We start from the raw sequence: 22677 nt of genomic DNA on the forward strand, positions 1-22677 counted from the left end.
GGGCGGCGGGCGGCGGGCTGGGGTGGGCGGCGGGCGGCGGGCGGGGGTGGGGGTGGGGGGAGCGGCGTGCTTCTGGTGGGCGGGGATCGGGGGGACACTGGGTCGGTGACCTCCACCCCTCCCGGCGCGCTGGCCGGGCTGCACGTCCTCATCCCTCGGGCCCCCGGGCGCGGCGCAGGCCTCGCCCGTCTCATCGAGGCCGCGGGCGGCGTGCCCGTCGTGGCGCCGCTCATCTCCCGCCAGGCGATCGACGACGCCGAGCGCGCGGCCCTCGACGACGCGGTGGCCGGGCTGCGCGACGGCGCCTTCGCCTGGGTCGCTGTGACCAGCGTCAACGCAGTCGACGAGCTGGTCGCGTCCGCCGAACGCGTCGAGACGAGCCCCACCTCGCGCCCCGCCTCGCCCCCCGCAGCACCGTCGCGCCCCACAGAGCCCGACGCCGCCGACGCCGGCACCTCTCCCCTAGGCCGCCTCGCCACCGCGGCCCGGTGGGCCGTGGTCGGTCCGGCGACCGCCCGAGCCCTCGCAGCCCACGGGATCACCGCCGACCTCGTCGCCCCGCAGAACTCCGCGACCGGCATGCTCGCCGTCTGGCCCGCCGCGACCGCCGCCGCCAAGCCGGGCCCCCGAGCCGCCACGCCCACCTCCGCGACCTCGTCTGACGCCCCCCGCGTCGTCCTCCCCCGCGTCCTCCTCCCCCTCGGCGACCTCGCCCGCCCGACCCTCGAGCGCGGCCTGACGGCCCTCGGCTACACCCCGGTCCGGGTCACCGCCTACCGCACCGTGTCCCACCCCGCCCCGGCCGACGTCGTGACCCGGTGGCGAGCGGGAGGCTTCGACGCCGTCGTGCTCACCTCCGGCAGCGTCGCCCGGGAGGTCGACGCCCAGCTGGGCTCCCGTCCAGGCGTCCTGGCTGTGGCGATCGGTGAGCCGACCCGCGAGGCGGCGCTCGCCGTCGGGCAGCCGGTCGCGGCAGTGGCCGACGCCGCGACCGACGACGCGCTCTTCGCGGCGCTGCTCGCCGCGGTCGCCGCTGGAACGGGTCGCGCCCACCCAGTCGCCCGGCCCGCCGCGAGCGGCGGCCCAGCACCGGCCCCAGCGGCCCTTTTGGACCCCAGGGACGACGCCGCGATAATCGAGGAGCGGGCACACCCCGCCACCCGCACACCGGGCGCCCCTCACACACCGGAGGAACCATGACCCGCCCACGCCGTCTGCGCGCCACTCCCGCGCTGCGCGCCCTCGTCTCCGAGACCCGCCTGCACCCGCGTGACCTCGTGCTCCCGCTGTTCATCAAGGAGGGCGCGACCGAGCCCGTCGAGATCTCCTCGATGCCCGGCGTGGTCCACCACACCGAGGCCTCGCTCGCCGAGGCGGTCCGTGAGGCAGCCGAGGCTGGGATCGGCGGCGTGATGCTCTTCGGCGTGCCGCTCGTCCGCGACGCCATCGGCTCCGGCGCGGACGACCCGGACGGGATCCTCAACGTCGGCATCCGCATCGCCACCGAGGCGGCGGCCGGGCGGCTCGTCGTCATGGCTGACCTGTGCCTCGACGAGTTCACCGACCACGGCCACTGCGGCGTGCTCGACTCTCACGGCGGCGTCGACAACGACGCCACGCTGGACCGCTACGTCTCCATGGCCATCGCCCAGGCGAGCGCGGGCGCGACCGTCCTCGGCCTGTCCGGGATGATGGACGGCCAGGTCGCGGCCGTGCGCGAGGGCCTCGATGCCTCGACCGCGAACGACGGTGCCGGCTTCACCGACACCGCGATCCTGGCCTACTCCGCCAAGTACGCCTCCGCCTTCTACGGCCCCTTCCGCGAGGCCGTCGAGTCGACCCTGGAGGGCGACCGCCGCACGTACCAGATGGACCCGGCGAACCGCCGCGAGGGTGGCCGCGAGACCGACCTCGACCTGCTCGAGGGCGCCGACATCGTCATGGTCAAGCCCGCCATGAGCTACCTCGACGTGCTGTCCGACGTCGCCGCTCAGTCCGACGTCCCCGTCGCCGCCTACCAGGTGTCCGGTGAGTACGCGATGATCGAGGCCGCCGCCGCGAACGGCTGGATCAACCGTCGCGCCGCGATCGAAGAGTCGGTGCTGGGCATCAAGCGCGCCGGCGCGGACATCATCCTCACCTACTGGGCCACCGAGCTCGCCGGCTGGCTCCGCTAGCCCTCCCGCGTCCCCACCCCCCGCTGATTGGACCTCACATGCACGACGACGCAGCGAACCACCTCGCTTTCGAGCGCGCCCAGGGCGTGCTGCCCGGCGGTGTGAACTCCCCGGTCCGGGCCTACCGCTCGGTCGGCGGCGACCCGCGGTTCATCGCGTCGGCGTCGGGGCCCTACATCCGCGACGTGGCCGGCAACGAGTACGTCGACCTCGTGTGCTCGTGGGGTCCGGCGCTGCTCGGTCACGCCCACCCCGCCGTCGTGGCCGCCGTCCAGGAGGCCGCCGCGCGCGGGCTGTCCTTCGGTGCGCCGACCCTCGGTGAGGTCGAGCTGGCCGAGGAGATCCGCCGTCGTGTCCCTGCGGCCGAGCGCGTGCGCCTGGTCTCGACCGGGACCGAGGCGACCATGACCGCGGTGCGCCTGGCGCGCGGGGTCACCGGTCGGCCGCTCATCGTGAAGTTCGCCGGGTGCTACCACGGCCATGTCGACTCCCTGCTGGCAGAGGCCGGCTCGGGCGTGGCCACCCAGGCACTGCCCGGCTCCGCCGGGGTGACCGAGGCGACCGCGGCCGAGACGCTCGTGCTGCCCTACAACGACCTGGCCGCCGTCGAGGAGGCCTTCGCCGAGCGCGGGTCGCAGATCGCCGCGGTCATCACCGAGGCGGCGCCGGCGAACATGGGGATCGTGCCGCCGGCCCCCGGCTTCAACGAAGGGCTGCGCCGGATCACCGCCGCGCACGGTGCGCTGCTCATCCTCGACGAGGTGCTCACCGGCTTCCGGGTGAGCGCGAGCGGCTGGTGGGGGTACGAGACCTCCACGCTGGGCGCGACCTACACCCCGGACCTGTTCACCTTCGGCAAGGTCGTGGGCGGTGGGATGCCGGTCGCTGCGATCGGCGGGCCGGCCGTGCTGCTCGACCAGCTGGCCCCGCTCGGACCCGTCTACCAGGCCGGCACCCTGTCCGGGAACCCGGTCGCCGTCGCTGCCGGCCTGGCGACCCTGCAGGCGGCCGACGCGAGCGTGTACTCCCGGGTGGACACCGTGTCCACCATCATCGGCTCGGCCGTCTCCCAGGCGCTGAGCGCCGAGGGCGTGGCCCACCGCGTGCAGTACTCGGGCAACCTCTTCTCGGTGATGTTCGGTGAGGTCGCCGAGGCCGCGGGCGTGCACTCCTACGCCCAGGTGCAGGCCTCGGACACCTTCCGCTACCCGCCGTTCTTCCACGCCATGCTCGACGCCGGGGTCTCCCTGCCGCCGTCGGTCTACGAGGCGTGGTTCGTCTCGGCCGCCCATGACGACACGGCCGTGAGCAAGATCCTCGAGGCGCTGCCCGCCGCAGCCAAGGCGGCCGCAGCGGCGACGCGCTGACCAGGGGGATCTGACCGGGGGGTCTCGCTCCGCCGCGCTGAATCAGCGAGCCGTCAGCGTTCCGTCAGCGCTCCCGCTGGCTCCTTGAGCTCGACGATGATCGCGTGCGTCGGCGTCTGGCCGATGTTCTCCCCGGTGTGCTCCTGCGCTGACATCCAGCGCACCTCGCCGGTGCTCAGCCCCACCTCGATCGGGTGGTCGTCGGTGGAGATCCGCCGGGTGAAGTCGCTCAGCGCGCACAGCACGGCGTCGGGGTGGTGGTGCGGCTGGGTCTGGTCGCCGGGGACGTCGCGGTACTCGAGCACCCGGACTCGGTCGTTCTCGAAGAGCACGTGGTAGAGGTCGGGATTCGTCGTGGTCGGGTCGCGGTCCATGGTCACCTCGCAGTCGGGGCCTGGGCGCCAGGTCCTCTCATCAGCATGGCACCTCACCACCGCACCGGCGCTCCTGGTAGGACACCGGTGCGGGTGACCTGCGGGTGAGAAGGTGGCTAGAGGTCGAAGGTGGCCGCGCGCTTGCCCAGGCTGCGGACCTGCAGCCCGAGGGCGACCAGCAGGACCCCGGTGATCAGCGCGAAGATGCCCACGAGCCAGATGATCGTCGTCAGCCCGGCGCTCGGCTGGGCGATGACCAGCACGCCGAAGACGAAGGACAGCAGCCCGACGAAGACTCCCCATCCCCATCCGCTGCCCGGGATCGCACGCAGCATGAAGCTCACCACGAACTGGACGATGCCCACGAGGATCGCCCAGATCGCGACGAGGTAGATGAGCACCGTGGTGGTCTTGTCCGGCCAGGCCAGCACCACGAAGCCGAAGATCAGCGTGATCACGCCCATGGCGATGCGCAGCCCGGCGCCGCCGTAGTGCCGGTGGCGGACCCCGTCGATGATCTCGACGACACCGTCGGCCACCGCGAAGACGGCGATGATCACCGCGAGCGCGATCGCCGTGGCGATCGGTGCGACGAGGGCGATGATGCCGAAGAGGATCGCGATCACACCGCGGATGACCGGCCAGTACCAGACCTGCTTGGCGAGGGAGGAGAAGGACGGGAAGAGAGTCTCGGTCATGAGGTGCTCCTGTGCCTGGTCAGGGTGCCGCCGGGTTGTTCCCCTCGATCTTGGCGCGGCTGCCCTCATTCCGCCCGGCGAGCGTTCTCACTGGTCACGGCGATCGCGTGACCGCTCCCGCTGTTTTGCGGCGTTGCTGCCCGCCCAGCGGAAGATCACCAGCATGACGGCGAACCACAGCACCAGGCGCACCACGGGGTTCGCCCCGGGCACCAGGACGCGGAGCAGGACGCTCACCAGGAGCGAGAGCAGCAAGGAGATGGCCACGGAGGTGCCGGGGCTCACGCGGGTGCCGTCGTCGGACAGTCCGAGGTATGCCCTGATCGTGTTCACGGGTCGAACGCTACGCTCGGACGAGGAGGACCTCCAAGGGGAGGGCCGAGGTCCTAGGTGCCGGAATACCCGCCGGGGGTATCGTGTTCTCTAGACAGGCAACAACACCTGGAGGTTCGCCATGGCCGGATACACCGGAAGCAAAGAGGACTACCTCAAGCGCCTGCGGCGCGTCGAAGGACAGGTCCGCGGCATCGCCAGGATGGTCGACGAGGACACGTACTGCATCGACGTGCTCACCCAGATCTCAGCGGTGACCAAGGCGCTGCAGGCCGTGAGCATCGGCCTCGTGGAGGATCACCTGGGCCACTGCGTCGTGCACGCCGCCCAGTCCTCCGACGAAGAAGGGCAGGCGAAGGTGCGTGAGGCTGCTGACGCGATCGCCCGCCTCGTCCGCAGCTGACCTGTCCGCAGCCCATCAGCACCACCCATCCAGAAGGAGAATCTCATGCCCGTCGTGACCACCCTTGGTGTCCCCGGAATGACCTGCGGCCACTGCGTCTCGTCCGTGACCAACGAGCTGGAGACCGTCGACGGCGTCGAGCGCGTGAGCGTCGAGCTGCACGCGGAGGGCGTCTCCGACGTCACGGTGCTCTCTCACTCCCCGCTCGACGAGGCCGCGCTGCGCGCAGCCATCTCCGAGGCGGGCTACGAGGTCGCGTCCGTCGAGGTCATGGAGAACGCGGTCGCTGAGCAGGCCCGCGACCTGAGCGAGCAGCGCGAGGAGTTCGAGGCGGAGCACCCCGCGCCCTGAGGCTGCCCACAGAGCCCCGGTCGACCTCGTCGCCCGGGGCTCTGTGCATTCCGTCCGGGACTGACGTCCCGGTCGTGGAATACCCAGGGGGGGTATGGTGGTTGGTATGAGGTACGCGCTTGATACTCGCCTCCGCGCATCTAGGGAGCAGTGATGACAGACCACATGACAGCACCGGCAGCGCCAGCGGTGCCGACCGAGATCGACCTCGCCGTCGAAGGGATGACGTGCGCCTCGTGCGTTGCCCGCGTCGAGAAGCGGCTCAACCAGCTCCCCGGCGTCGAGGCGACCGTCAACCTGCCGCTGGAGTCCGCTCACGTGGTGGCGAGCGGGGACGTCGACGACGCCGCGCTCGTGGCCGCGGTGAAGAAGGCCGGCTACGACGCCCGCGTCACGGCTCGACGCGCACCGAAGGAACCCCACTCCACCGACCACGCCGCCATGGGCCACAGCGACACCGAGATGGCTCTCTCCGGCCACTCGATGGCTGAGGGCCACACGATGGTCGAGGGCGAGGACACCTCCGCGCCCACCCCGGACCGCGGCACCGACCTGCGACGTCGCCTCGTCGTCGCCGCCGTGCTCGCGGTGCCCGTCGTCGCCCTGTCGATGATCCCCGCGCTGCAGTTCGACGGCTGGCAGTGGGTCGTGGCCGCGCTGTCCATGCCCGTGGTGACCTGGGCCGCCTGGCCCTTCCACCGCGCAGCCTTCCGGGCGGGCCGGCACGGCGCCTCGACCATGGACACCCTCGTCTCGGTCGGCGTGATCGCCGCGACCGCCTGGTCGCTGTGGGCGCTGCTCTTCGGCGGAGCTGGCGAGATCGGCATGCAGATGACGCCCTCGCTGTTCCCCGGCGCGGAGCACGACGCCTCCGCCGCCCCCGAGCTCTACTTCGAGGTGGCCGCGGTGGTGACCACCTTCCTGCTGGCCGGCCGCTACTCCGAGCACCGGTCCCGGCGTCGCGCGGGTGACGCGCTGCGGTCGCTGCTCGCCCTCGGGGCCAAGGACGCGACCCTCGTGGTGACCGAGGGCGGGCGGCGCACCCTCAAGCGTGTGCCCATCGACTCCCTCACCACCGGTGACCTCTTCGCGGTCAAGCCCGGTGAGAAGGTCGCCACCGACGGCGTGGTCGTGGAGGGCACGAGCGCGATCGACGCCTCGCTGCTCACCGGCGAGTCCATGCCGGTCGACGTCGGTCCGGGCGACCCCGTGACCGGCGCCACCGTCAACACCTCCGGCCACCTCGTGGTCAAGGCCACGCGCGTCGGGGAGGAGACCACCCTGGCCCAGATCGGCCGGCTGGTCTCGGCCGCCCAGACCGGCAAGGCCCCCGTCCAGCGACTGGCCGACCGCATCTCCGCGGTCTTCGTGCCGATCGTCTTCGTCATCGCCATCGCCACCTTCGCGGCGTGGATGGTGTGGGGACCCTCCGCCCAGGCAGCCTTCACCGCGGCCGTCGCGGTGCTCATCATCGCCTGCCCCTGTGCCCTCGGACTGGCTACCCCGACCGCCCTGCTCGTGGGCACCGGCCGCGGCGCCCAGCTCGGCATCCTCATCAAGGGCCCGGAGATCCTCGAGTCCACCCGGCGCGTGGACACGATCGTCCTCGACAAGACCGGCACGGTGACCCAGGGCCGGATGGCCGTGGAGTCCGTCGTCGGGCACGCCGAGACGCTGCGCCTGGCCGGCGCGGTCGAGGCGCTCAGCGAGCACCCGATCGCCCAGGCCATCGCGACGGCGGCGCACACCGCGCACGCCGTCGACGCCGACGATGCTGACGGCGCCAACCCAGCTGAGACCGCGAGCCACGGGGCGGACGGCGTGCTCGTCGGCTCCGACCAGGTGCTGGAGTTCTCCAGCGCTCCTGGTGGCGGGGTCGCCGGCGTGGTGCGGACCGCCCACTCCGGGGTGGACATGTCCGCCCGGGTGCTCGTCGGGCGGCCTGGCTGGCTCGCCGAGCAGGGCATCCCGTTCACGGCCGACGACGCAGCCACCGAGCTCGTCGAGGCCTTCGACGCCGCCGAGTCCTCCGGGGCGACCGCCGTCGTGGCCGCGTGGAACGGCGTCGCCCAGGGCGTGATCGTGCTGCGGGACCCGGTCAAGGAGACCTCCGCCGAGGCGATCAGCGAGCTTGTCGCCCTCGGCCTGCGGCCGATGCTGCTCACCGGTGACAACCCGGGCGCTGCCCGGGTGGCTGCGCGGTCCGTCGGCATCGACGAGGCCGACGTCATCGCTCAGGTCCTCCCGGACGAGAAGGCGCAGATCGTCGAGCGCCTGCGGTCCGAGGGGCGCGTGGTGGCCATGGTCGGCGACGGCGTCAACGACGCGGCCGCCCTGGCCGGTGCGGACCTCGGCCTGGCGATGGGCACCGGGACCGACGTGGCCATCGAGGCCAGCGACATCACGCTGGTCCGCGGCGACCTGCGCAGCGCGGCCACCGCGATCCGGTTGTCCCGGCGCACGCTGACCGTCATCAAGCAGAACCTGTTCTGGGCCTTCGCCTACAACGTCGCAGCCATCCCGCTGGCCGCGCTCGGCCTGCTCAACCCGATGATCGCCGGGGCTGCCATGGCCGCGAGCTCGGTGATCGTCGTCGGGAACTCGCTGCGGCTGCGCAAGGCAGCCTGACCCCGAGAGCGACCAGCTCGACGCGCCCGACGCCCGCCCTAGGAAGTGCGACCTCCGCCCTGTTCCCCACCAGGAACAGGGCGGAGGTCGTACCCGCGGAGTGGGCGCCTCTGTCCACGCCGCAGCTCGGTCCACGAAGCGGCCGACCCCAGACCCTTGACGTGAGCAGCCCTTCTCCTTACTGTCTACATCGTTGAACTACAACGATGTAGACAGCGGTCGACGATGACCGCGCGAGAGAACGGAACATGCATGAGACAGCGTCTCCGGCGGCAGGCCGCCGCCCTCCTCACCGTCGCAGGCCTCGCGCTCAGCGCCGCTGTGGTCCCCAGCGCCGTGGCAGCAGCACCCGCAGGGGCCGCGTCGCCAGCCGCGCCGGCCCCTACCGCAACGGCCCCCGCACCGAGCGATCCCACGGGCGGCAAGACCGTCGTCGGCCAGACCTCGCCGATCCACGACCCCGCCCTCGTCATCGACGACGACGGCACCTGGTACGTGTTCTCGACCGGGCGCATCAACCGCGAGAACGGCGGCACGATCCAGATCGCGACCTCGACCGACGACGGCACCACCTGGACCTACTCCGGGACCGTCTGGGACACGATCCCCACCTGGATCGACGACCACTACGCCGGCGGCGCTCTCCCGGAGAACCTGTGGGCGCCCGAGGTCTACGTGCACGACGGGACCTACTACCTCTACTACTCCGCCTCCCAGTTCGGGGGCAACAACTCCATCACCGCACTCGCCACCAACACCACCCTCGACCCGGCGGACCCGGACTACGAGTGGGTCGACCAGGGCCTGGTCATCTCCTCCCCGGTCACCGGGCTGCCCGACGGCAAGGACTTCAACGCGATCGACGCCGGGATCGTCGAGGACGACGCGGGCAACCCGTACATGGCGATCGGGTCGTTCTGGTACGGGATCTTCCTCGTCCCGCTCGAGTGGCCCACAGGCAAGCCGGTCGCCGACTGGCAGTCGAAGACCGTGCACATCGCCGACCGCTTCATGGCTGGCAACCCGATCGAAGCGCCCTACATCACCCAGCGCGACGGCTTCTACTACCTCTTCGTCTCCTTCGGCGCCTGCTGCCAGGGGGCCAGCTCGACGTACCAGGTGGCAGTCGGCCGCTCGACCTCCGTCGAGGGCCCCTACCTCGACCGGGACGGGCGTGACATGTTCGGCGGCGGCGGGACGATCCTCCTCGACAAGCACGGGGCGATCGTCGGCCCGGGCGGGCAGTCCGTCGCCGGTGACTACCTGGCCTTCCACTACTACGACGCGTCGAACGCGGCTGTCCCGTACTTCCCCACGCTCGGCATCCAGAAGCTCGCCTGGGTCGACGGATGGCCGGTGACCGACCAGAGCGTCGAGCTGCCCTCGGTGACGACCGACCTTGCCGGCGCGAGCGCCGCCGCCGGGTCCACGGCAGCCTTCACACTGACCGCGACCGGCTCACCCGCCCCCGTCGCCGAGTGGGAGACCTCCTCCGACGCCGGCCTCACCTGGACCGCGGTCACCCCGCAGCCGACGACGACGCCGTCCGTCACCAGGGCGGTCGGCGACAGCGCGACGTCGACGCTCACCCTCGCCGCCGTCACCCCTGCGCAGGACGGCTTGCGCGTCCGCGCCCGTGTGTCGAACGCTCACGGCTCGACGACCAGCACAGTGGCGACCCTGACCGTCACGGCGATCGACCCCGGTCCCGGCGAACCGGTTGAGCCCGGCGACGGCGAGACCACAGCCCCTGGCACCGGCGAGACCACCGACCCCGGCGCCCAGACGCCGCCGCCCGTCACCCTCCCGGGCGCGGGCACGGACGCCAGCACCCCGGCAGGAACCGGGTCGCCGTCAGCCGCAGCGACCACTCCGCCGACCGGTCGAGAAGGACCCGCCGTCGCCAGCGCGTCCACGCTCGCTCGGACCGGCAGCGACGGGTCACGGATCCTGCAGGTTGCCCTCGCGCTCATGCTGATCGGCGGCACGGTGCTCACCGTCGTCCGCCGCCGCACCAGCACCTCCCCCACGCCGGCCGCCCAGGCTGACCCGAGCTAGCGAGCCACGCCAGGGGCTGGGCTATCTGAATCGGCGGCCCTCGTCGCGGCGGTAGGCGACGACGGCGAGGGCTGCCAGCAGAGCCGTCCAGGCCAGCAGGACCGGCCAGGCCAGGGCGTAGACCGGCTCACCGGTGAGCGCGCCCACGAGGAGGTCACGTCCGGCACGGGTGGGCGTGGCCTGCGAGATGACCGCGAGCCAGTCGGGGAAGAACATCGGCGGCATGAAGAGCCCGTCCGCGAAGGCCAGCGGGAAGAGGATCACCTGGACCACCGGGAGCGCCGCCTTGGCCGAGAGCGAGTACCCGATCGCCATGCCCAGCAGGACGAAGGGCACCGAGACGACGAGCAGCACGACTATCCCGGTCAGGAGCTGCCGGCCGGTGACCGTGGCGTCGGTGAAGAGCCAGCCGATGAGGACGAGCGGCACCACGCCGAACAGGGAGAAGATCGCCCCGTTGAGCACCCGGGCGACCATCCGCGGCGTCGGTCCGGCCGGGAGGGAGCGGACGAAGGGGTCGAAGGGCAGCCCCCGGTCCTCGGCCACGCCCAGACCGTAGGTGAACAGGCTCGCTGAGCAGATGGCGAAGAGCCCGAGCGAGGCCACGGCCATCGTCGCCATGACAGGGTCGCCGGCCACCTCCTCCTGCGGCACGACGAAGAAGAACATCGCCAGCGCAGGGAAGAGCAGGTTCCCCAGCACCGCGATGGGTACGCGCACCGTCTCGAGGAACTGGTACTTCAGGTGCAGCCAGGTCAGGCTCACGGCCGACGGGGTGACTGTGCTGGTCATCGTGCACCGTCCTGATTCACTCGGTGGGACGGGGACGGGGCCGGGTCCGCGGCGGGCGGGTCGGCCGGAGCGGACCGTCGGTGCAGGTCCGCGGCAGGGTGGGTGACCATCTGCTCGAAGGCCTCCTCGAGGGTCGCCCCGCGGACCTCGAGGCCGTGGAAGACCAGGCCTGAGGTGACGATCTCGCGGACGAGCGCGTCGGCGTCGGGCGTGTAGAGCTCGTAGCGGTCGCCCTCCTGGGAGGCGCGCACGACGCCAGTCAGACGGGCGGGCACGGCGTCGGGCGCCGGGAGGCCGGTGGTGTGCAGGACGACGCGTCGCAGACCGACCCGCTCCAGGATCTGCTCCATCGTGTCGTCGGCCCGCACCACCCCCTCGTCGATGACGACGACGCGGTGCGCGAGCGCCTGCACCTCCTCGAGGTAGTGGCTGGTCAGCAGCACGGTCCCGCCCGAGGCGTGGTACTCGCGGATCGCCGCCCACAGCGTCTGCCGGCCAGCGACGTCGAGCCCGGTGGTCGGCTCGTCCAGCAGGATGATGCTCGGTCTGCCCACGAGGGACAGCGCGACCGCGAGACGGCGCCGTTGCCCTCCTGAGAGCCCGCCGGTCTGGCGTCCGGCGAGGTCCGCGAGGCCGAACTGCTCGAGCAGAACCGGCGTGCGGACCGGGTCCGGGTAATGGCCTGCGACGAAGTCGACCACCTCACGGACCTTGAGGGTCGCGGGCAGGCCGGTCTCCTGCGGCGTCAGGCCGAGGGTGGCACGGGCGGAGGCGAGCCGCGGGTCCTGCCCGCACAGCCGCACGACGCCGCTGTCGGGCTTGCGCTGGCCGGAGACGAGCGAGAGCAGCGTGGACTTGCCCGCGCCGTTGGGCCCGAGCAGTCCCACGAGCTCGCCCGGGGCGATGTCGAGGGACACGTCGTCCAGGGCGACGACGTCGTTGAAGCGACGGGTGACCCCGCGCACCGCGACCACCGGCTCGTCGGTGACGGTCATGAGGACCCTCCTCCCAGGAGCGCGGTCAGGGTCGCCGCGTAGGTCTCGAAGGCGAGGCGTCCACGGGGGGTGAGCTCGATGGACGTCGTCGGCCGTCGTCCCTCGTGGGCCTTGGTGACGAGGACGTAGTCGGCGTCCTCGAGCTTGCGCAGGTGGGTGGAGAGGTTGCCCGCGGTCATGTCGAGCAGGCTCTGCAGCCGGGGGAAGGTGATGCGGTCCCCGACCGGGAGCGCTGCGAGCGTCGCCACGACGCGCAGCCGGGACTGGGCGTGGATGATCGGGTCGAGGTCGAGGTCGCTCACCCCCGCGACCTCGCCGTGCGGGTCGTGCGGGTCGTGCGGACCAGGTGGTCCCCTAGCGCACCGAGAAGGAAGCCGCCGCCCCCGAGCACCGCCATGACGAGGAAGGCGCCGGGCAGGCCTGCGTACAGCGCGACGACGGCCACGAGAATGATCCAGATGCCGAGGATGTACTGACGGGTGTCCTGCCAGAACGTGCCGCCGGCGAGGTACATGATGCCCACGACCAGGCAGGCGAGCGAGTTCGACATGAGGCTGACGATCTCATCGCTGGCACCCAGGTTCACGAGACCGCCGATGATGGTCCCCATGCCGGCGAAGGCGATGAACCAGCTCCAGCCGTACATCGCCCCGGTCCGCGCGGACACCCCCCGGACGCCGGAACCGACCCGGATGCTGTAGACGATGGTGACGGCCACGGCCGTCCAGATGAGCGCGGCGAAGACGATGTAGGCCCAGGTCGCCGGGAGCAGCAGCCCGCCGGGACCGGACGAGCCGCCGGGCAGGTGCCCTTCGGCCGTGAGGTAGAGGGCGAGGTAGCCCACGAGCCACGCCACGCCCCACACACCGAAGAGGACGCGCCCATCCACCTGGGTCGCGCGGACCTTGTCAGTCTGGGCGGCGATGATGCGCAGGCTCTCGGCCGGGTCGAGCGGGGCGTCGTCCCCCACGTCGAGCTGCGAGCTGTGCGGTGCGTCGTCGTGGGTCATCGGGTCTCCGTCGGTTGGGTTTGCGGCGCAAACTACTTTGCCATTCTTGCACGGGAGCGCTCCGCTGGCAATGCCCCGTCCGCCTCGCCGCGTTGCGGGCGCCCGGGCCACCTCCCGCTTCTCCGGGCGCACAGGCGGGCGGGCTAGGGTGGAGCCGTGTCTTCCACTACCTTCTCCCTGGTTCCTTCGCGCCGCGGGCGCCTCGCCCCCGCTGCACTGCTCGCCTCGCTGGTCATGGCCCTGCTCGCCGGCTTCACGATGCTCTCCGCGACGCCGGCCGCCGCGCACGACGCCATCATCTCCAGCGACCCGGCCGACGGCACAGAGCTGACCTCCAGCCCCGCTCAGATCACGCTGACCTTCAACAACGACCTGTCCACCCTCGGTGGGCAGATCCAGGTGGCCGACGCCGCAGGCGCCACGGTCGCCTCCGGTGAGCCCGCGGTCACCGGCCCGACGGCGACGCTCCCCCTCCCCGAGCCGCTCGCCAACGGCTCCTACTCCGTCACCTGGCGGGCGGTGTCCTCCGACAGCCACCCGATCGAAGGCAGCTTCGCCTTCACCGTCGCCGACCCCGCCGCCGAGGTGACCCCGGAGCCGACCGTCGAGGCCACCGAGCCCGCCTCCGCGACCGAGGCGCCGGCTGAGGAGACGCCCACCCCGATCAGCGCGACGCAGGAGGCCGACGACGCCGACTCCGACTCCGGGCTGCCGTGGACCGGGATCATCATCGGCGCGTTCATCGGCCTCGGCGTCGGGATCGTCCTCACCGTCCTGAGCAAGCGTCGCGCTCGCAAGGACTGACAGTCCTGCTATAACCAGTACATGACGGACGCCGCACCCTCCGACGCGCACGGCGGCTCGGCGCCGCTCCTCCGGTCCACACCTCACCCTGAGCTGACCCGGTACGAGCGGCGCCGAATCGGCGTGGAGATCTGGATCCTGCTGGGCCTGAGCCTGGGGCAGTCCGGGGTGTACGCGGTGGTCAACATCATCGCCCGGATGACCGCGGGGACGCCCCTGCGTGACCAGTCCGCCTCGATCAACGCCAGCCAGTCCGCCCGGCCGCTGCTCGACCTCACCTACCAGCTGCTCTCGATCACCTTCACCCTCATGCCGGTCGCTCTGGCGCTGTACCTGCTCTCCGCGCGCGGCAAGGGCACCCTCGCACGCATCGGGCTGAACTTCGCCCGGCCGGTGCGAGACATGGGCTGGGGCCTGGCGCTGGCCGCCGTCATCGGCATCCCTGGCCTGGGCCTCTACGCCGCCGGGAGGGCGATCGGCGTCACCGTCGAGGTCCAGGCCGCGTCGCTCGACACCCACTGGTGGACCATCCCGGTCCTCATCCTGGCGGCAGTGAAGAACGGCCTCCTCGAGGAGGTCATCGTCGTGGCCTACCTCACCGAGCGGCTCGAGGACCTGCGCTGGGGCGCGGTGAAGATCATCGTGACCAGCGCCCTGCTGCGCGGGTCGTACCACCTGTACCAGGGCTACGGGCCCTTCTTCGGCAACGTGATCATGGGCGTGCTCTTCGCCTGGTTCTACCAGTCACGGTGGGGCCGACGCCGCGTCATGCCGCTGGTCATCGCCCACACCCTCATCGATGTGGTCGCCTTCGTCGGCTACGCCCTCATGCCCGACTCCTGGCGCAGCGCGCTCGGTTTCAGCTGAGCGACGCAGCCTCGGCCACCCGCACCTCTGGCGCGCCCCAGATCTCCGAACCCCGCGATGGCCAGCGCCTAGAGGATGCTCGCGAGAGAGCCGAGGGCCTGGACAGGGTCGTCCCCGACCGGTTGCAGGACGACGCAGTCGGCGCCCGCAGCGCGCATCCGGGCGAGCGAGGCCCTGGCGTCGTCCCTCGTCCCGCTGACGGTGAGGGCGTCGACCCACGCGTCGGGCAGTGCCGCGACGAAGTCCGCCCGGGTGGCGGAGCGAGCCCGCAGCGCGACGATCTCGTCAGCGAAGGGCAACGGCCGCAGGTGGGCCTCCCAGCCGGGCTCAGCGATCCACTCGAGCCCCGCACGGACGGCTCGTCGGGCTACCTGGGGGTCCGCGTCGACAGCTGCTGCGTTGTAGACGACGACGCGGTGGTCGGCGGCCCCGATCTGCTGGCGGGCCTGTGCGATGTACTCGGGTGCGGAGGGCTCGGCGAGCACGGTGCCGTCGGCGACGCGTCCGGCGAGCGCGAGGGAGCGTGGTCCGCGGACCCCGGCGAGGATCGGTGGCGCGGTCCTGGGCCCTCCCTCGAGCTGCACGGCGTCCAGGTGCACGTACCGTCCGTCGACGCTCACCTCGTCGCCGGACAGCAGAGCGCGCAGCGCGGTGACATGCTCCTCGAAGGAGGTGAGGATGCTCTCCGGCCAGGCGCCCGCGCTCTGCATCCAGGCAGGCATGCCGTGCCCGATCCCGAGGTGGAGGCGGTCACCGAAGAGGTCGACGAGCGTCGCGGCCTCCATCGCCGTGAAGGCGACGTTGCGGGCCGAGGCCGGGAGGATCCCGACCCCCACCCGGATGCGTGAGGTGACCGCGAGCACCGCGGCCGCCTGCGCTATCCCGCCGCGGAAGCCGAGGTCTTCGACGACCCAGAGCTCGTCGAACCCTGCGTCGTCTGCTGCCCGGGCGAAGTCGAGGATCTGGTGGGCCGGGAGGTCCCGGGGGAGCATGATGCCGATCTCAGGGAGCGTGCTGTCCGGGGTTGCATCGTCACGAGTCATGGCTGCCAGCGTACCTATGCGGTCCCTACGACAGGGCGGTTGGCACGCTGGTGACGCTGCTCTCCGACTCCGACCGCGCCCGCGGCCGGGCAGCCGACGTGAGCAGCGAGGCGAGGGCCACGACGACGAGGACGACGACCATCGCCCCGCGGAGCCCGTAGTGCTCTCCGAGGAAGCCGAGCAGGGGCGGGCCGACGAGGAAGGCGACGTATCCGGCCGTCGCGACGGCGGCGACCGAAGAGGTCGGGTCGTCGCTGTCCCCCGCAGCGGAGAGCGTCACGGGGAACCCGAGAGCAGCACCGAGGCCCCAGAGGATGACGGCGCAGCCTGCGACGACCACGTTGTCCGCGAAGACGACGAGTGCGATGCCGGCGGCGGAGACGAGGGCACTGACGCGCAGGACGGCGACGTTGCCGTAGCGGGCGAGCAGCGGCTCGCCCGAGAACCGGCCGATGGTCATGGCGGCGGCGAAGCCGGTGAAGATGACTGATCCGAGGGTCTCGGACATGCCGTGGCCGTCGACCATGAGGAGCGGCAGCCAGTCGCTCGCTGAGCCCTCGGCCAGGGCGAGGGCAAGGACGATCAGCCCGAGCATGAGGATGCGGCTCTGCTTCCAGACGGAGAGCTGCTCACGCCAGGTGGACGAGGCCGCGGTCCCCTTGCGGGCGAGCCCTGTCGTCGCCGGGACCGTCGGCACGGCCCAGAGAGCGGCGGCGGCACCTGCCGCAGCGATCCCGGTGAGGTGCCAGACGACGGGGAAGTCGGCGGCGGTCAGACCGATGCCGACGCTGGCGCCGACCACGGTGCCGAGGCTGTAGCAGCCGTGCAGCATCGGCAGGACCGACCGGCCCGAGGAGTTCTCGATGTCGGCACCCTCGATGTTGATCGCGATCTCAGACATTCCCACGCCACCGCCGACGAGGGCGAGTCCGACGAAGACGCCCGCTGTGAGTCCGAGGCTCGACGCGATGCCCACGAGGGCGAGCCCCACGACGAGGCTGGCGCCCCCGATCGCGATGGTCCGGCGGGCCCCGTGCGCCCTGACGACGGAGGCGGACGACAGGACACCTGTCATAGAGCCGACCGAGAGCCCGAAGAGCACGAGGCCCATCTGCCCCGTCGAGGCGTCGAGCAGGTCGCGCACGGCGGGTGTGCGGACGACCCAGGAGGCCATCGAGACGCCGACGACGAGCATGAACACGAAGATGGCAGTCCGTCGACGGCGGAGCTCGGGGCTGAACGGCGGCCGGGCGCCGACGGAGGTGTGGTTCATGCGTACGAGCGTACTGTCGGGGTCCCCCAGGCTCGTCCGCCTACTTCGTGGTCTCTTCGGGGCCCGTCCCGTCGCCATTCGTGACGTCACCCTCGTCCGCCTCCTCGAAGGCAGGCGGCGGCCCGGGCGCGGCCACCATCCCCGGGGTGTCCGGGAAGCCCAGCCCGGCGAGCTCGTCGTCGCTCACCCGGTCCTGAGGATCGATCTGGGCGCCGTCGATGGCACGGGCATCCGGGGCCGCGAGCGCGGCGTCGGGCCGCTCACCCTCGAGGGCCCGGGCGTCGTGGGCTGCCGTGCGCGCGGCCTTGCGGTCCACGGCGCCAGCCACGACCAGGCTCTCCCCGCCCAGCGCCCGGTCGATCTCTTGCGCCACCCAGCGCATCGAGAACACCGACACCACGTGCACGGCGCCCATCACAAAGGCGTACAGCCCGAAGACCACGATCACCAGGTCAAGGACGCTCGTGGCGGACTGCACCTTGGTGAGCAGCATGAGGCCGAACAGGGTCGAGATGATCCCTGTGATCAGCAACCAGGACCAGCCCAGGTCCCGGTTGCGCACGAGCGTGACCCCGCCCACGATCGACACGATCCCCAGCACCAGCGCCCACACGAGCAACAGGTAGAACAGCACCAGCGGCGTGGGCTCTGGCCACAGGAAGATCGCGATGGAGAACACCACGTCGACCGCGCTCTGGACGAGCCACCACCGCCACCCGACCTGATCCCGGTTCACCAGCCCTTGGGCGGCCGCGAGGGCCGCATCGACCAGCAGGAACACGGCGAACAGCACGATGAGGTTGGTCAGGGTGGTCAGCGGCTCCACGAGCAGCAGCAGGCCGAGGGCGAGCAGGGCCAGCCCGCGCAGCAACGGCATCTGCCACATCGGCCGTGACAGCTTCAGCGTCGAGCCGCTGTCCCCCGGGGTCCCGCTCGTGCTCTGTGTCATGTGGTCAGCCTAGGGTCGGCCCTGGGCAGGCGCCCGGCCAGCGGTTACGCACATGTGACCAACTCACCTCGCCCTCCCCTGCGTCCCTGCCGGTCCCGGCTCTAGAATCGCAGTCATGTCACACGTCCCCCGCACCACCGCCGCGGTGCACGACGTCGGCTCCCATCACATCCCGAAATCGGGGTCGCCCACCATGTCCTCCGGCACGGACGAGACGCAGACCGAGGCGGACCTGCCTCCTGAGGTGCTCGTCATCGACACCCCCGAGGACCGGGTGCGCCAGCCGAGCGACCTGCTCGCCCTGCTGCTCGCGCTGCTGGGCGCGACCCTCGTGCTGGTCCTCGCGGTGTACGCGCACGGCACCACCGAGGGCGTGCAGTCCGACGTCCAGAGCTTCTCCTCCATCCTGGCCCGGGTGCTGTTCATCCCGGTCGCCGTGCTCGAGGGCCTGGTCACCCTCGTGGTCCCGGTCGCCGTCCTCACCGAGATCGCGCTGCGCCGCCTGGGCCGTCAGGTGGTCGAGTGCATCGCAGCGCTCGTCCTCGGCCTCGCCCTGGCCGCGCTGGCCACATGGATGATCGTCAACTGGGGCTCGGAGAACCTCGTCGACGGCATGTCCGTGCCCATCCGCGGCGTCCTGACGTTGACCATCCCCGGCTACGTCGCCGGCATCACCGGCCTGCTCACCGCCTCGGGCCCGCGGACGCGGCGCCGCACGGTCGCCTACTCCTGGAACCTGCTGTGGCTGTCCCTGGGCGTGGTCCTCATCACCGGTCAGGTGTCACTGCCCGGGGTCCTGTTCACGCTGCTGCTCGGCCGGGCCTCCGGGCTGGCCGTCCGCTACGTCTCCGGGGTGCGCAGCGAGCGCGCCTACGGTGACGACCTCGTCGCCGGTGTCCGGCGCGCAGGCTTCCACCCCACCGCGCTGGTCCGGGTGCGCGACGTCGCGGACGAGGCCGAGCAGGCCGCCGTCACCGAAGAGCTCGTCGCGCACGACCTCGCCGCCGACTCCGACCTCGCCGCCGATCTCGCCGCGGAGCCGTCGACGCTGGCGATCGCCCGGGTCTCCGACAACCGGGTCTACGCCCTCTCCCAGGTCGACGGACCGCGCCTGGACGTCGTCGTGCTCGACGGCGACCGTCAGGTGATCGGCATCCTCACCCGGATGTGGCGCTCGCTGCGCATGCGCGGGATCGACGGACGCACCGCTGTCTCCCTGCGCGCCGTCGCCGAGCGCGCCGCCCTGCTCGCCTACGCCGCCCAGGCCGCCGGGGTGCGCACACCGACCCTGGAGGGCATCGCCGAGGCGGACGACTCCATGCTGCTCATCCAGCAGCACGCGGTGGGCACCCGCCCGCTGAGCGACGTACCCACCGAGCAGCTCACCGACGCCGTGCTGCACGATGCGTGGCTCCAGCTGGAGATCGCCCACGCAGCCGGCCTGGCCCACCGCTCGCTCACCTCGGACGTGCTGCTCGTGGGCACCGGCGAGGACGGGCAGCCGGAGGTGTGGCTGACCGGCTGGGAGACCGGCGACGTCGCGTCGTCGTCCCTCGCCCAGCGGGTGGACCTCACGCAGATGATCGCGCTGCTGGCGCTGCGGGTCGGCGCCGAGCGCGCCGTCGCCTCGGCCCTGACGGTGCACTCGACCGAGGAGGTCGCCGCGATCGGTCCGCTGCTCCAGGTGGTCGCGCTGCCGGCCAGCACCCGCGAGCAGGTCCGCGCGCAGAAGGGGGTCATCACCGACCTGCGCAAGGCCCTGGTGGCCCAGCTGCCCGAGGTCGACGTCGCACCAGTGAGCCTCATCCGCTTCGGCGCCCGCACCATCATCACCCTGGCGCTCACCATCGTCGCGGTGTCCGTGGTGGTCACCACGATCAACTTCGACGAGATCAAGGAGGCGGTGAGCAACGCCCAGCCGTGGTGGGTCGCGGTCTCCTTCGCGCTCGGGCTGCTCACCTGGTTCGGCGCCGCGGTCACCTTCGTCGCCTTCTCCCCGGTCAAGCTGTCGGTGCTGCGGGCGACCCTGGTCCAGGCCGCGTCCTCCTTCGTGGCGCTGGCCGCACCGGCCGGGATCGGTCCGGCCGCGCTCAACCTGCGTATGCTCACCCGCCGGGGGGTCACCACCTCCCTCGCCGTAGCCACCGTGGCCCTAGTCCAGGCGTCGCAGTTCATCGTGACGGTCCTGCTGCTCGTCCTGCTGTCGGTGGTGACCGGAGACGGCGGCGTGCTGCGCAGCCTGCCCTCGGCCACGGTGCTCGTCGCGGTGATCATCATCGGCGCCGTCGTGGCGGCGGCGTTCCTGGTGCCGCAGGTGCGCCGCTGGGTGCGAGCCAAGACGGAACCCATGTACAAGCAGATCTGGCCGCGCCTGTCAGAGATCTTGGGTGAGCCGCGCCGGATCCTCATCGGGTTGGCCGGGAACGTCGTGATGACCATGGGCTACGTCTTCGCCTTCGACGCCGCGCTGGCGGCCTTCGGGCAGAACGTCTCCCTCATCGACGTCGCGGTGGTGTTCCTCCTCGGGAACACCGCCGGTGCGCTCGTGCCGACCCCGGGTGGTCTCGGTGCGATCGAGGTCGCGCTGATCACCGGTCTGACGGTGACCGCCGGGGTCGCGGGCCCCATCGCGACCTCGGCCGTGATCCTCTTCCGTGTGGTGACCTTCTGGTGCCGCATCCCGCTGGGCTGGCTAGCGATGCGGTTCCTGCAGAGCCGAGGCGACCTCTAGCTCCGCCTCGCTCGGCGGCCCCACCTGCGGTTTGCTCGGCTGCTCGACGGCTGGAGCGGCGAGCGTGCCGTGACCGCCGACCGCGGCCGCCGCGATCGCCGTGGTGATCGGGATGGCGAGCACCAGGCCGATCGAGCCGACGAGCGTGCGCACGACCTCCTCGGCGATCTCACCCGAGGTGAGCGTCTCCCCCAGGCCCATGTCGATCAGGCTCACCATGAGCAGCATCGGCAGGGCCGCTCCCAGGTAGGCGAAGGCGATCGTGTAGACGGTCGAGGCGATGTGGTCACGGCCGATCCGCATGCTGCGGGTGAACAGCTCGTAACGGCTCATCTCCGGGCTGACCGCACGCAGCTCCCACACCGCGGACGCCTGGGTGATGGTCACGTCGTTGAGCACCCCGAGCCCGGCCAGCACGATCCCGCACAGGATGACCCCCCGGATGTTCACCTCAGGGGCGTAGGCCGGCAGCATGAGGGAGTACTCGTCGGCCAGCCCCAGGATGTTGGCGGCGTCGACCGCCCACCCCGCCAGCAGCGCGGTGATCACCAGCCCCAGGAGGGTGCCCAGCAGCGCCGTGGAGGTCCGGGCGTTGAAGCCGTGGGCGAGGTAGAGCACCACGAACATCACGGTGGTGGAGGTGAGCAGCGCCACGGCGATCGCGTTGGTCCCCACGAGCAGCGCGGGCAGCGTGAAGAGCACCACGACCCCGAAGGAGATGACCAGCCCGGCCAGGGCCGCCAGTCCGCGCCAGCGCGCGACGGCGAGCACGACGACGGCGTAGGCGATCGCCAGGATCGAGATGGGCACGTCCCGCACGAAGTCCATGAACACGTACTCGCTGCCCGAGGCGGCCGCCTGCGGGATGTGCAAGATCTTCATCGTGTCACCCGTCCCGACGCCGGTCTCCATGTACTCCGGGGGCATGTGGACGGTGATGAGCTCGTCGGTGTCGTCGAGGAGGACGGGGACGAGGTTGGTGTCCTCGATGGGCCCCACGACCGTCCCGTAGACCTTGCCCGCGGTGTCTGCGGTGGTGTCGATGCTGCCGCGGGCCGGGGCGTCGTGCGGCCAGAACAGGACGAGGCCCACGACCGTGGCGAGCAGGGCCGGGACGAGCAGCGCGGCCAGGACCAGACGGACCCGGTTCGAGGAGCGCGGCGCCGGGCCGTGAGAGTGGGAGTGGGAGTGGGAGTGAGCGTGTCCGTGGGTGTCGCCGTGGGAGCGGCTTGCCTGGTCAGGACGACGGGAAGGACGGCGGGCGGGTCGTCGGGTGGGCGGTGGCCCTGCTCGGTGTGCACTCACCCGGCGATCTTGCCAGACGTCGCCGTCGGACCCGGAGACGACGAAGGCCCGGCCAGGAGCAGCTGCTCCCGGACCGGGCCTTCGGGGTGCTGAGCTCCGCCGGGGCGGAGGTCAGCGGTACATCACTTGGCGGAGACAGCCTTCTTCAGGAGGCTTCCAGCCGAGATCTTCACGCCGAAGCCAGCGGGGATCTGGATCTCCTCGCCGGTGCGGGGGTTGCGGCCGGTACGAGCGGCACGCTCGACGCGCTCGACGGAGAGCAGCCCGGTGACCTTGACGGCCTCGCCGTTGCTGAGCGACTCGATGAGAACTTCCTGCAGGGCAGAGAGCGCAGAGTCAGCGTCCGTCTTGGTCAGACCGGACTTGCTGGCGATCGCCGAGACGAGGTCAGTGCGGTTGAGCGACATGCGGATCCCTTCTTCGGTCTGGGCCGGGCAGCGGTCGCTGACCAGCACCAGACGTACTTTGCCAGTCATGTGACCGGTCTTCGTGGACAACACTAGGGAATCATCGAGCCTCC

22 protein-coding genes are annotated in these 22677 nt (G+C 71.6%); 10 read left to right on the forward strand and 12 right to left on the reverse strand.

Annotated features, from left to right (window positions below; genetic code table 11):
• Positions 1–105 precede the first annotated feature (105 nt).
• The 3 genes from SS2_RS01265 to hemL are packed head-to-tail and all read left to right on the forward strand — an operon-like array spanning position 106 to position 3544.
• Positions 106–1200 carry a uroporphyrinogen-III synthase gene (locus SS2_RS01265; protein WP_066460582.1) on the forward strand — a complete coding sequence of 365 codons (1095 nt, stop codon included), beginning with the start codon at positions 106–108 and terminating at the stop codon, positions 1198–1200.
• Positions 1197–2177, forward strand: coding sequence for a porphobilinogen synthase (hemB, locus tag SS2_RS01270; protein ID WP_066460583.1), 981 nt, complete (start codon positions 1197–1199; stop codon positions 2175–2177). The genes SS2_RS01265 and hemB overlap by 4 nt, the downstream gene beginning before the upstream one ends.
• A 38-nt stretch (positions 2178–2215) precedes the next feature.
• Positions 2216–3544 (forward strand): glutamate-1-semialdehyde 2,1-aminomutase, encoded by a 1329-nt coding sequence (gene hemL / locus SS2_RS01275; protein WP_066460584.1) that lies wholly within the window; start codon positions 2216–2218, stop codon positions 3542–3544.
• A gap of 53 nt (positions 3545–3597) precedes the next feature.
• Here hemL and SS2_RS01280 read toward each other — a convergent pair whose 3' ends face one another.
• The 3 genes from SS2_RS01280 to SS2_RS01290 form a co-directional block, all read right to left on the reverse strand.
• Complete coding sequence (locus tag SS2_RS01280) at positions 3598–3918, reverse strand: cupin domain-containing protein (protein WP_066460585.1); 321 nt, start codon at positions 3916–3918, stop codon at positions 3598–3600.
• Positions 3919–4034: 116 nt separating this feature from the next.
• Positions 4035–4616, reverse strand: coding sequence for an HdeD family acid-resistance protein (locus tag SS2_RS01285; protein ID WP_066460586.1), 582 nt, complete (start codon positions 4614–4616; stop codon positions 4035–4037).
• 87 nt (positions 4617–4703) lie between these two features.
• The gene (locus SS2_RS01290; protein WP_066460587.1) at positions 4704–4949 is read right to left on the reverse strand and encodes a hypothetical protein; all 246 of its coding nucleotides are present in this window, start codon (positions 4947–4949) and stop codon (positions 4704–4706) included.
• 121 nt (positions 4950–5070) lie between these two features.
• Here SS2_RS01290 and SS2_RS01295 point away from each other — a divergent pair, with 121 nt between their 5' ends.
• The 4 genes from SS2_RS01295 to SS2_RS01310 all read left to right on the forward strand — a co-directional run bounded on the left by SS2_RS01295 (position 5071) and on the right by SS2_RS01310 (position 10389).
• Positions 5071–5352 carry a metal-sensitive transcriptional regulator gene (locus SS2_RS01295; RefSeq protein ID WP_066460588.1) on the forward strand — a complete coding sequence of 94 codons (282 nt, stop codon included), beginning with the start codon at positions 5071–5073 and terminating at the stop codon, positions 5350–5352.
• Positions 5353–5397: 45 nt separating this feature from the next.
• Positions 5398–5703, forward strand: coding sequence for a heavy-metal-associated domain-containing protein (locus SS2_RS01300; RefSeq protein WP_066460589.1), 306 nt, complete (start codon positions 5398–5400; stop codon positions 5701–5703).
• Between the two features lie 153 nt (positions 5704–5856).
• Positions 5857–8331 (forward strand): heavy metal translocating P-type ATPase, encoded by a 2475-nt coding sequence (locus SS2_RS01305; protein WP_066460590.1) that lies wholly within the window; start codon positions 5857–5859, stop codon positions 8329–8331.
• Between the two features lie 252 nt (positions 8332–8583).
• Positions 8584–10389, forward strand: coding sequence for an arabinan endo-1,5-alpha-L-arabinosidase (locus SS2_RS01310; protein WP_083941501.1), 1806 nt, complete (start codon positions 8584–8586; stop codon positions 10387–10389).
• Between the two features lie 21 nt (positions 10390–10410).
• On the opposite strand, the gene SS2_RS01315 is transcribed toward SS2_RS01310, so the two are convergent.
• The 4 genes from SS2_RS01315 to SS2_RS01330 are packed head-to-tail and all read right to left on the reverse strand — an operon-like array spanning position 10411 to position 13185.
• Entirely contained in the window at positions 10411–11181 is a 771-nt protein-coding gene (locus tag SS2_RS01315; protein WP_066460591.1) for an ABC transporter permease, read from the reverse strand.
• Positions 11178–12176 carry an ABC transporter ATP-binding protein gene (locus SS2_RS01320; RefSeq protein ID WP_066460592.1) on the reverse strand — a complete coding sequence of 333 codons (999 nt, stop codon included), beginning with the start codon at positions 12174–12176 and terminating at the stop codon, positions 11178–11180. Before SS2_RS01320 ends, SS2_RS01315 begins: the two co-directional genes overlap by 4 nt.
• Positions 12173–12478 carry a transcriptional regulator gene (locus SS2_RS01325; protein ID WP_066460593.1) on the reverse strand — a complete coding sequence of 102 codons (306 nt, stop codon included), beginning with the start codon at positions 12476–12478 and terminating at the stop codon, positions 12173–12175. Before SS2_RS01325 ends, SS2_RS01320 begins: the two co-directional genes overlap by 4 nt.
• Positions 12475–13185 carry a hypothetical protein gene (locus SS2_RS01330; protein WP_066460594.1) on the reverse strand — a complete coding sequence of 237 codons (711 nt, stop codon included), beginning with the start codon at positions 13183–13185 and terminating at the stop codon, positions 12475–12477. Before SS2_RS01330 ends, SS2_RS01325 begins: the two co-directional genes overlap by 4 nt.
• A gap of 156 nt (positions 13186–13341) precedes the next feature.
• Between SS2_RS01330 and SS2_RS18085 the strand changes: the two genes are divergently transcribed.
• Both SS2_RS18085 and SS2_RS01340 read left to right on the forward strand, forming a co-directional pair.
• Entirely contained in the window at positions 13342–13989 is a 648-nt protein-coding gene (locus SS2_RS18085; protein ID WP_066460595.1) for a copper resistance CopC family protein, read from the forward strand.
• Positions 13990–14010: 21 nt separating this feature from the next.
• Positions 14011–14856: a CPBP family intramembrane glutamic endopeptidase gene (locus tag SS2_RS01340; protein ID WP_066460596.1), complete on the forward strand. Its 846-nt coding sequence runs from the start codon at positions 14011–14013 to the stop codon at positions 14854–14856.
• Between the two features lie 68 nt (positions 14857–14924).
• Here SS2_RS01340 and SS2_RS01345 read toward each other — a convergent pair whose 3' ends face one another.
• Genes SS2_RS01345 through SS2_RS01355 form a run of 3 tightly spaced genes read right to left on the reverse strand, consistent with a single transcriptional unit; the run spans position 14925 to position 18121 of the window.
• Positions 14925–15899, reverse strand: coding sequence for an LLM class flavin-dependent oxidoreductase (locus SS2_RS01345; protein WP_066460597.1), 975 nt, complete (start codon positions 15897–15899; stop codon positions 14925–14927).
• Between the two features lie 25 nt (positions 15900–15924).
• Positions 15925–17172, reverse strand: coding sequence for an MFS transporter (locus SS2_RS01350; protein WP_066460598.1), 1248 nt, complete (start codon positions 17170–17172; stop codon positions 15925–15927).
• A 40-nt stretch (positions 17173–17212) separates the two neighbouring features.
• Positions 17213–18121: an HdeD family acid-resistance protein gene (locus SS2_RS01355; RefSeq protein ID WP_066460599.1), complete on the reverse strand. Its 909-nt coding sequence runs from the start codon at positions 18119–18121 to the stop codon at positions 17213–17215.
• A gap of 115 nt (positions 18122–18236) precedes the next feature.
• On the opposite strand from SS2_RS01355, the gene SS2_RS01360 reads away from it, so the two are divergent.
• Positions 18237–20852, forward strand: a complete 2616-nt coding sequence (locus SS2_RS01360) for a lysylphosphatidylglycerol synthase transmembrane domain-containing protein (protein ID WP_066460600.1) — start codon at positions 18237–18239, stop codon at positions 20850–20852.
• Here SS2_RS01360 and SS2_RS01365 read toward each other — a convergent pair.
• Together SS2_RS01365 and SS2_RS01370 are read right to left on the reverse strand one after the other, a co-directional pair.
• A complete protein-coding gene (locus SS2_RS01365; RefSeq protein ID WP_083941503.1) occupies positions 20814–22157 on the reverse strand; it encodes a YibE/F family protein in 1344 nt (447 codons plus the stop codon). The genes SS2_RS01360 and SS2_RS01365 overlap by 39 nt on opposite strands.
• A gap of 122 nt (positions 22158–22279) precedes the next feature.
• Positions 22280–22564, reverse strand: a complete 285-nt coding sequence (locus tag SS2_RS01370; protein ID WP_066460791.1) for an HU family DNA-binding protein — start codon at positions 22562–22564, stop codon at positions 22280–22282.
• Positions 22565–22677: the final 113 nt, after the last annotated feature.

This window comes from Sanguibacter suarezii NBRC 16159, assembly GCF_001552735.1.
GTDB classification, from domain to species: domain Bacteria; phylum Actinomycetota; class Actinomycetes; order Actinomycetales; family Cellulomonadaceae; genus Sanguibacter; species Sanguibacter suarezii.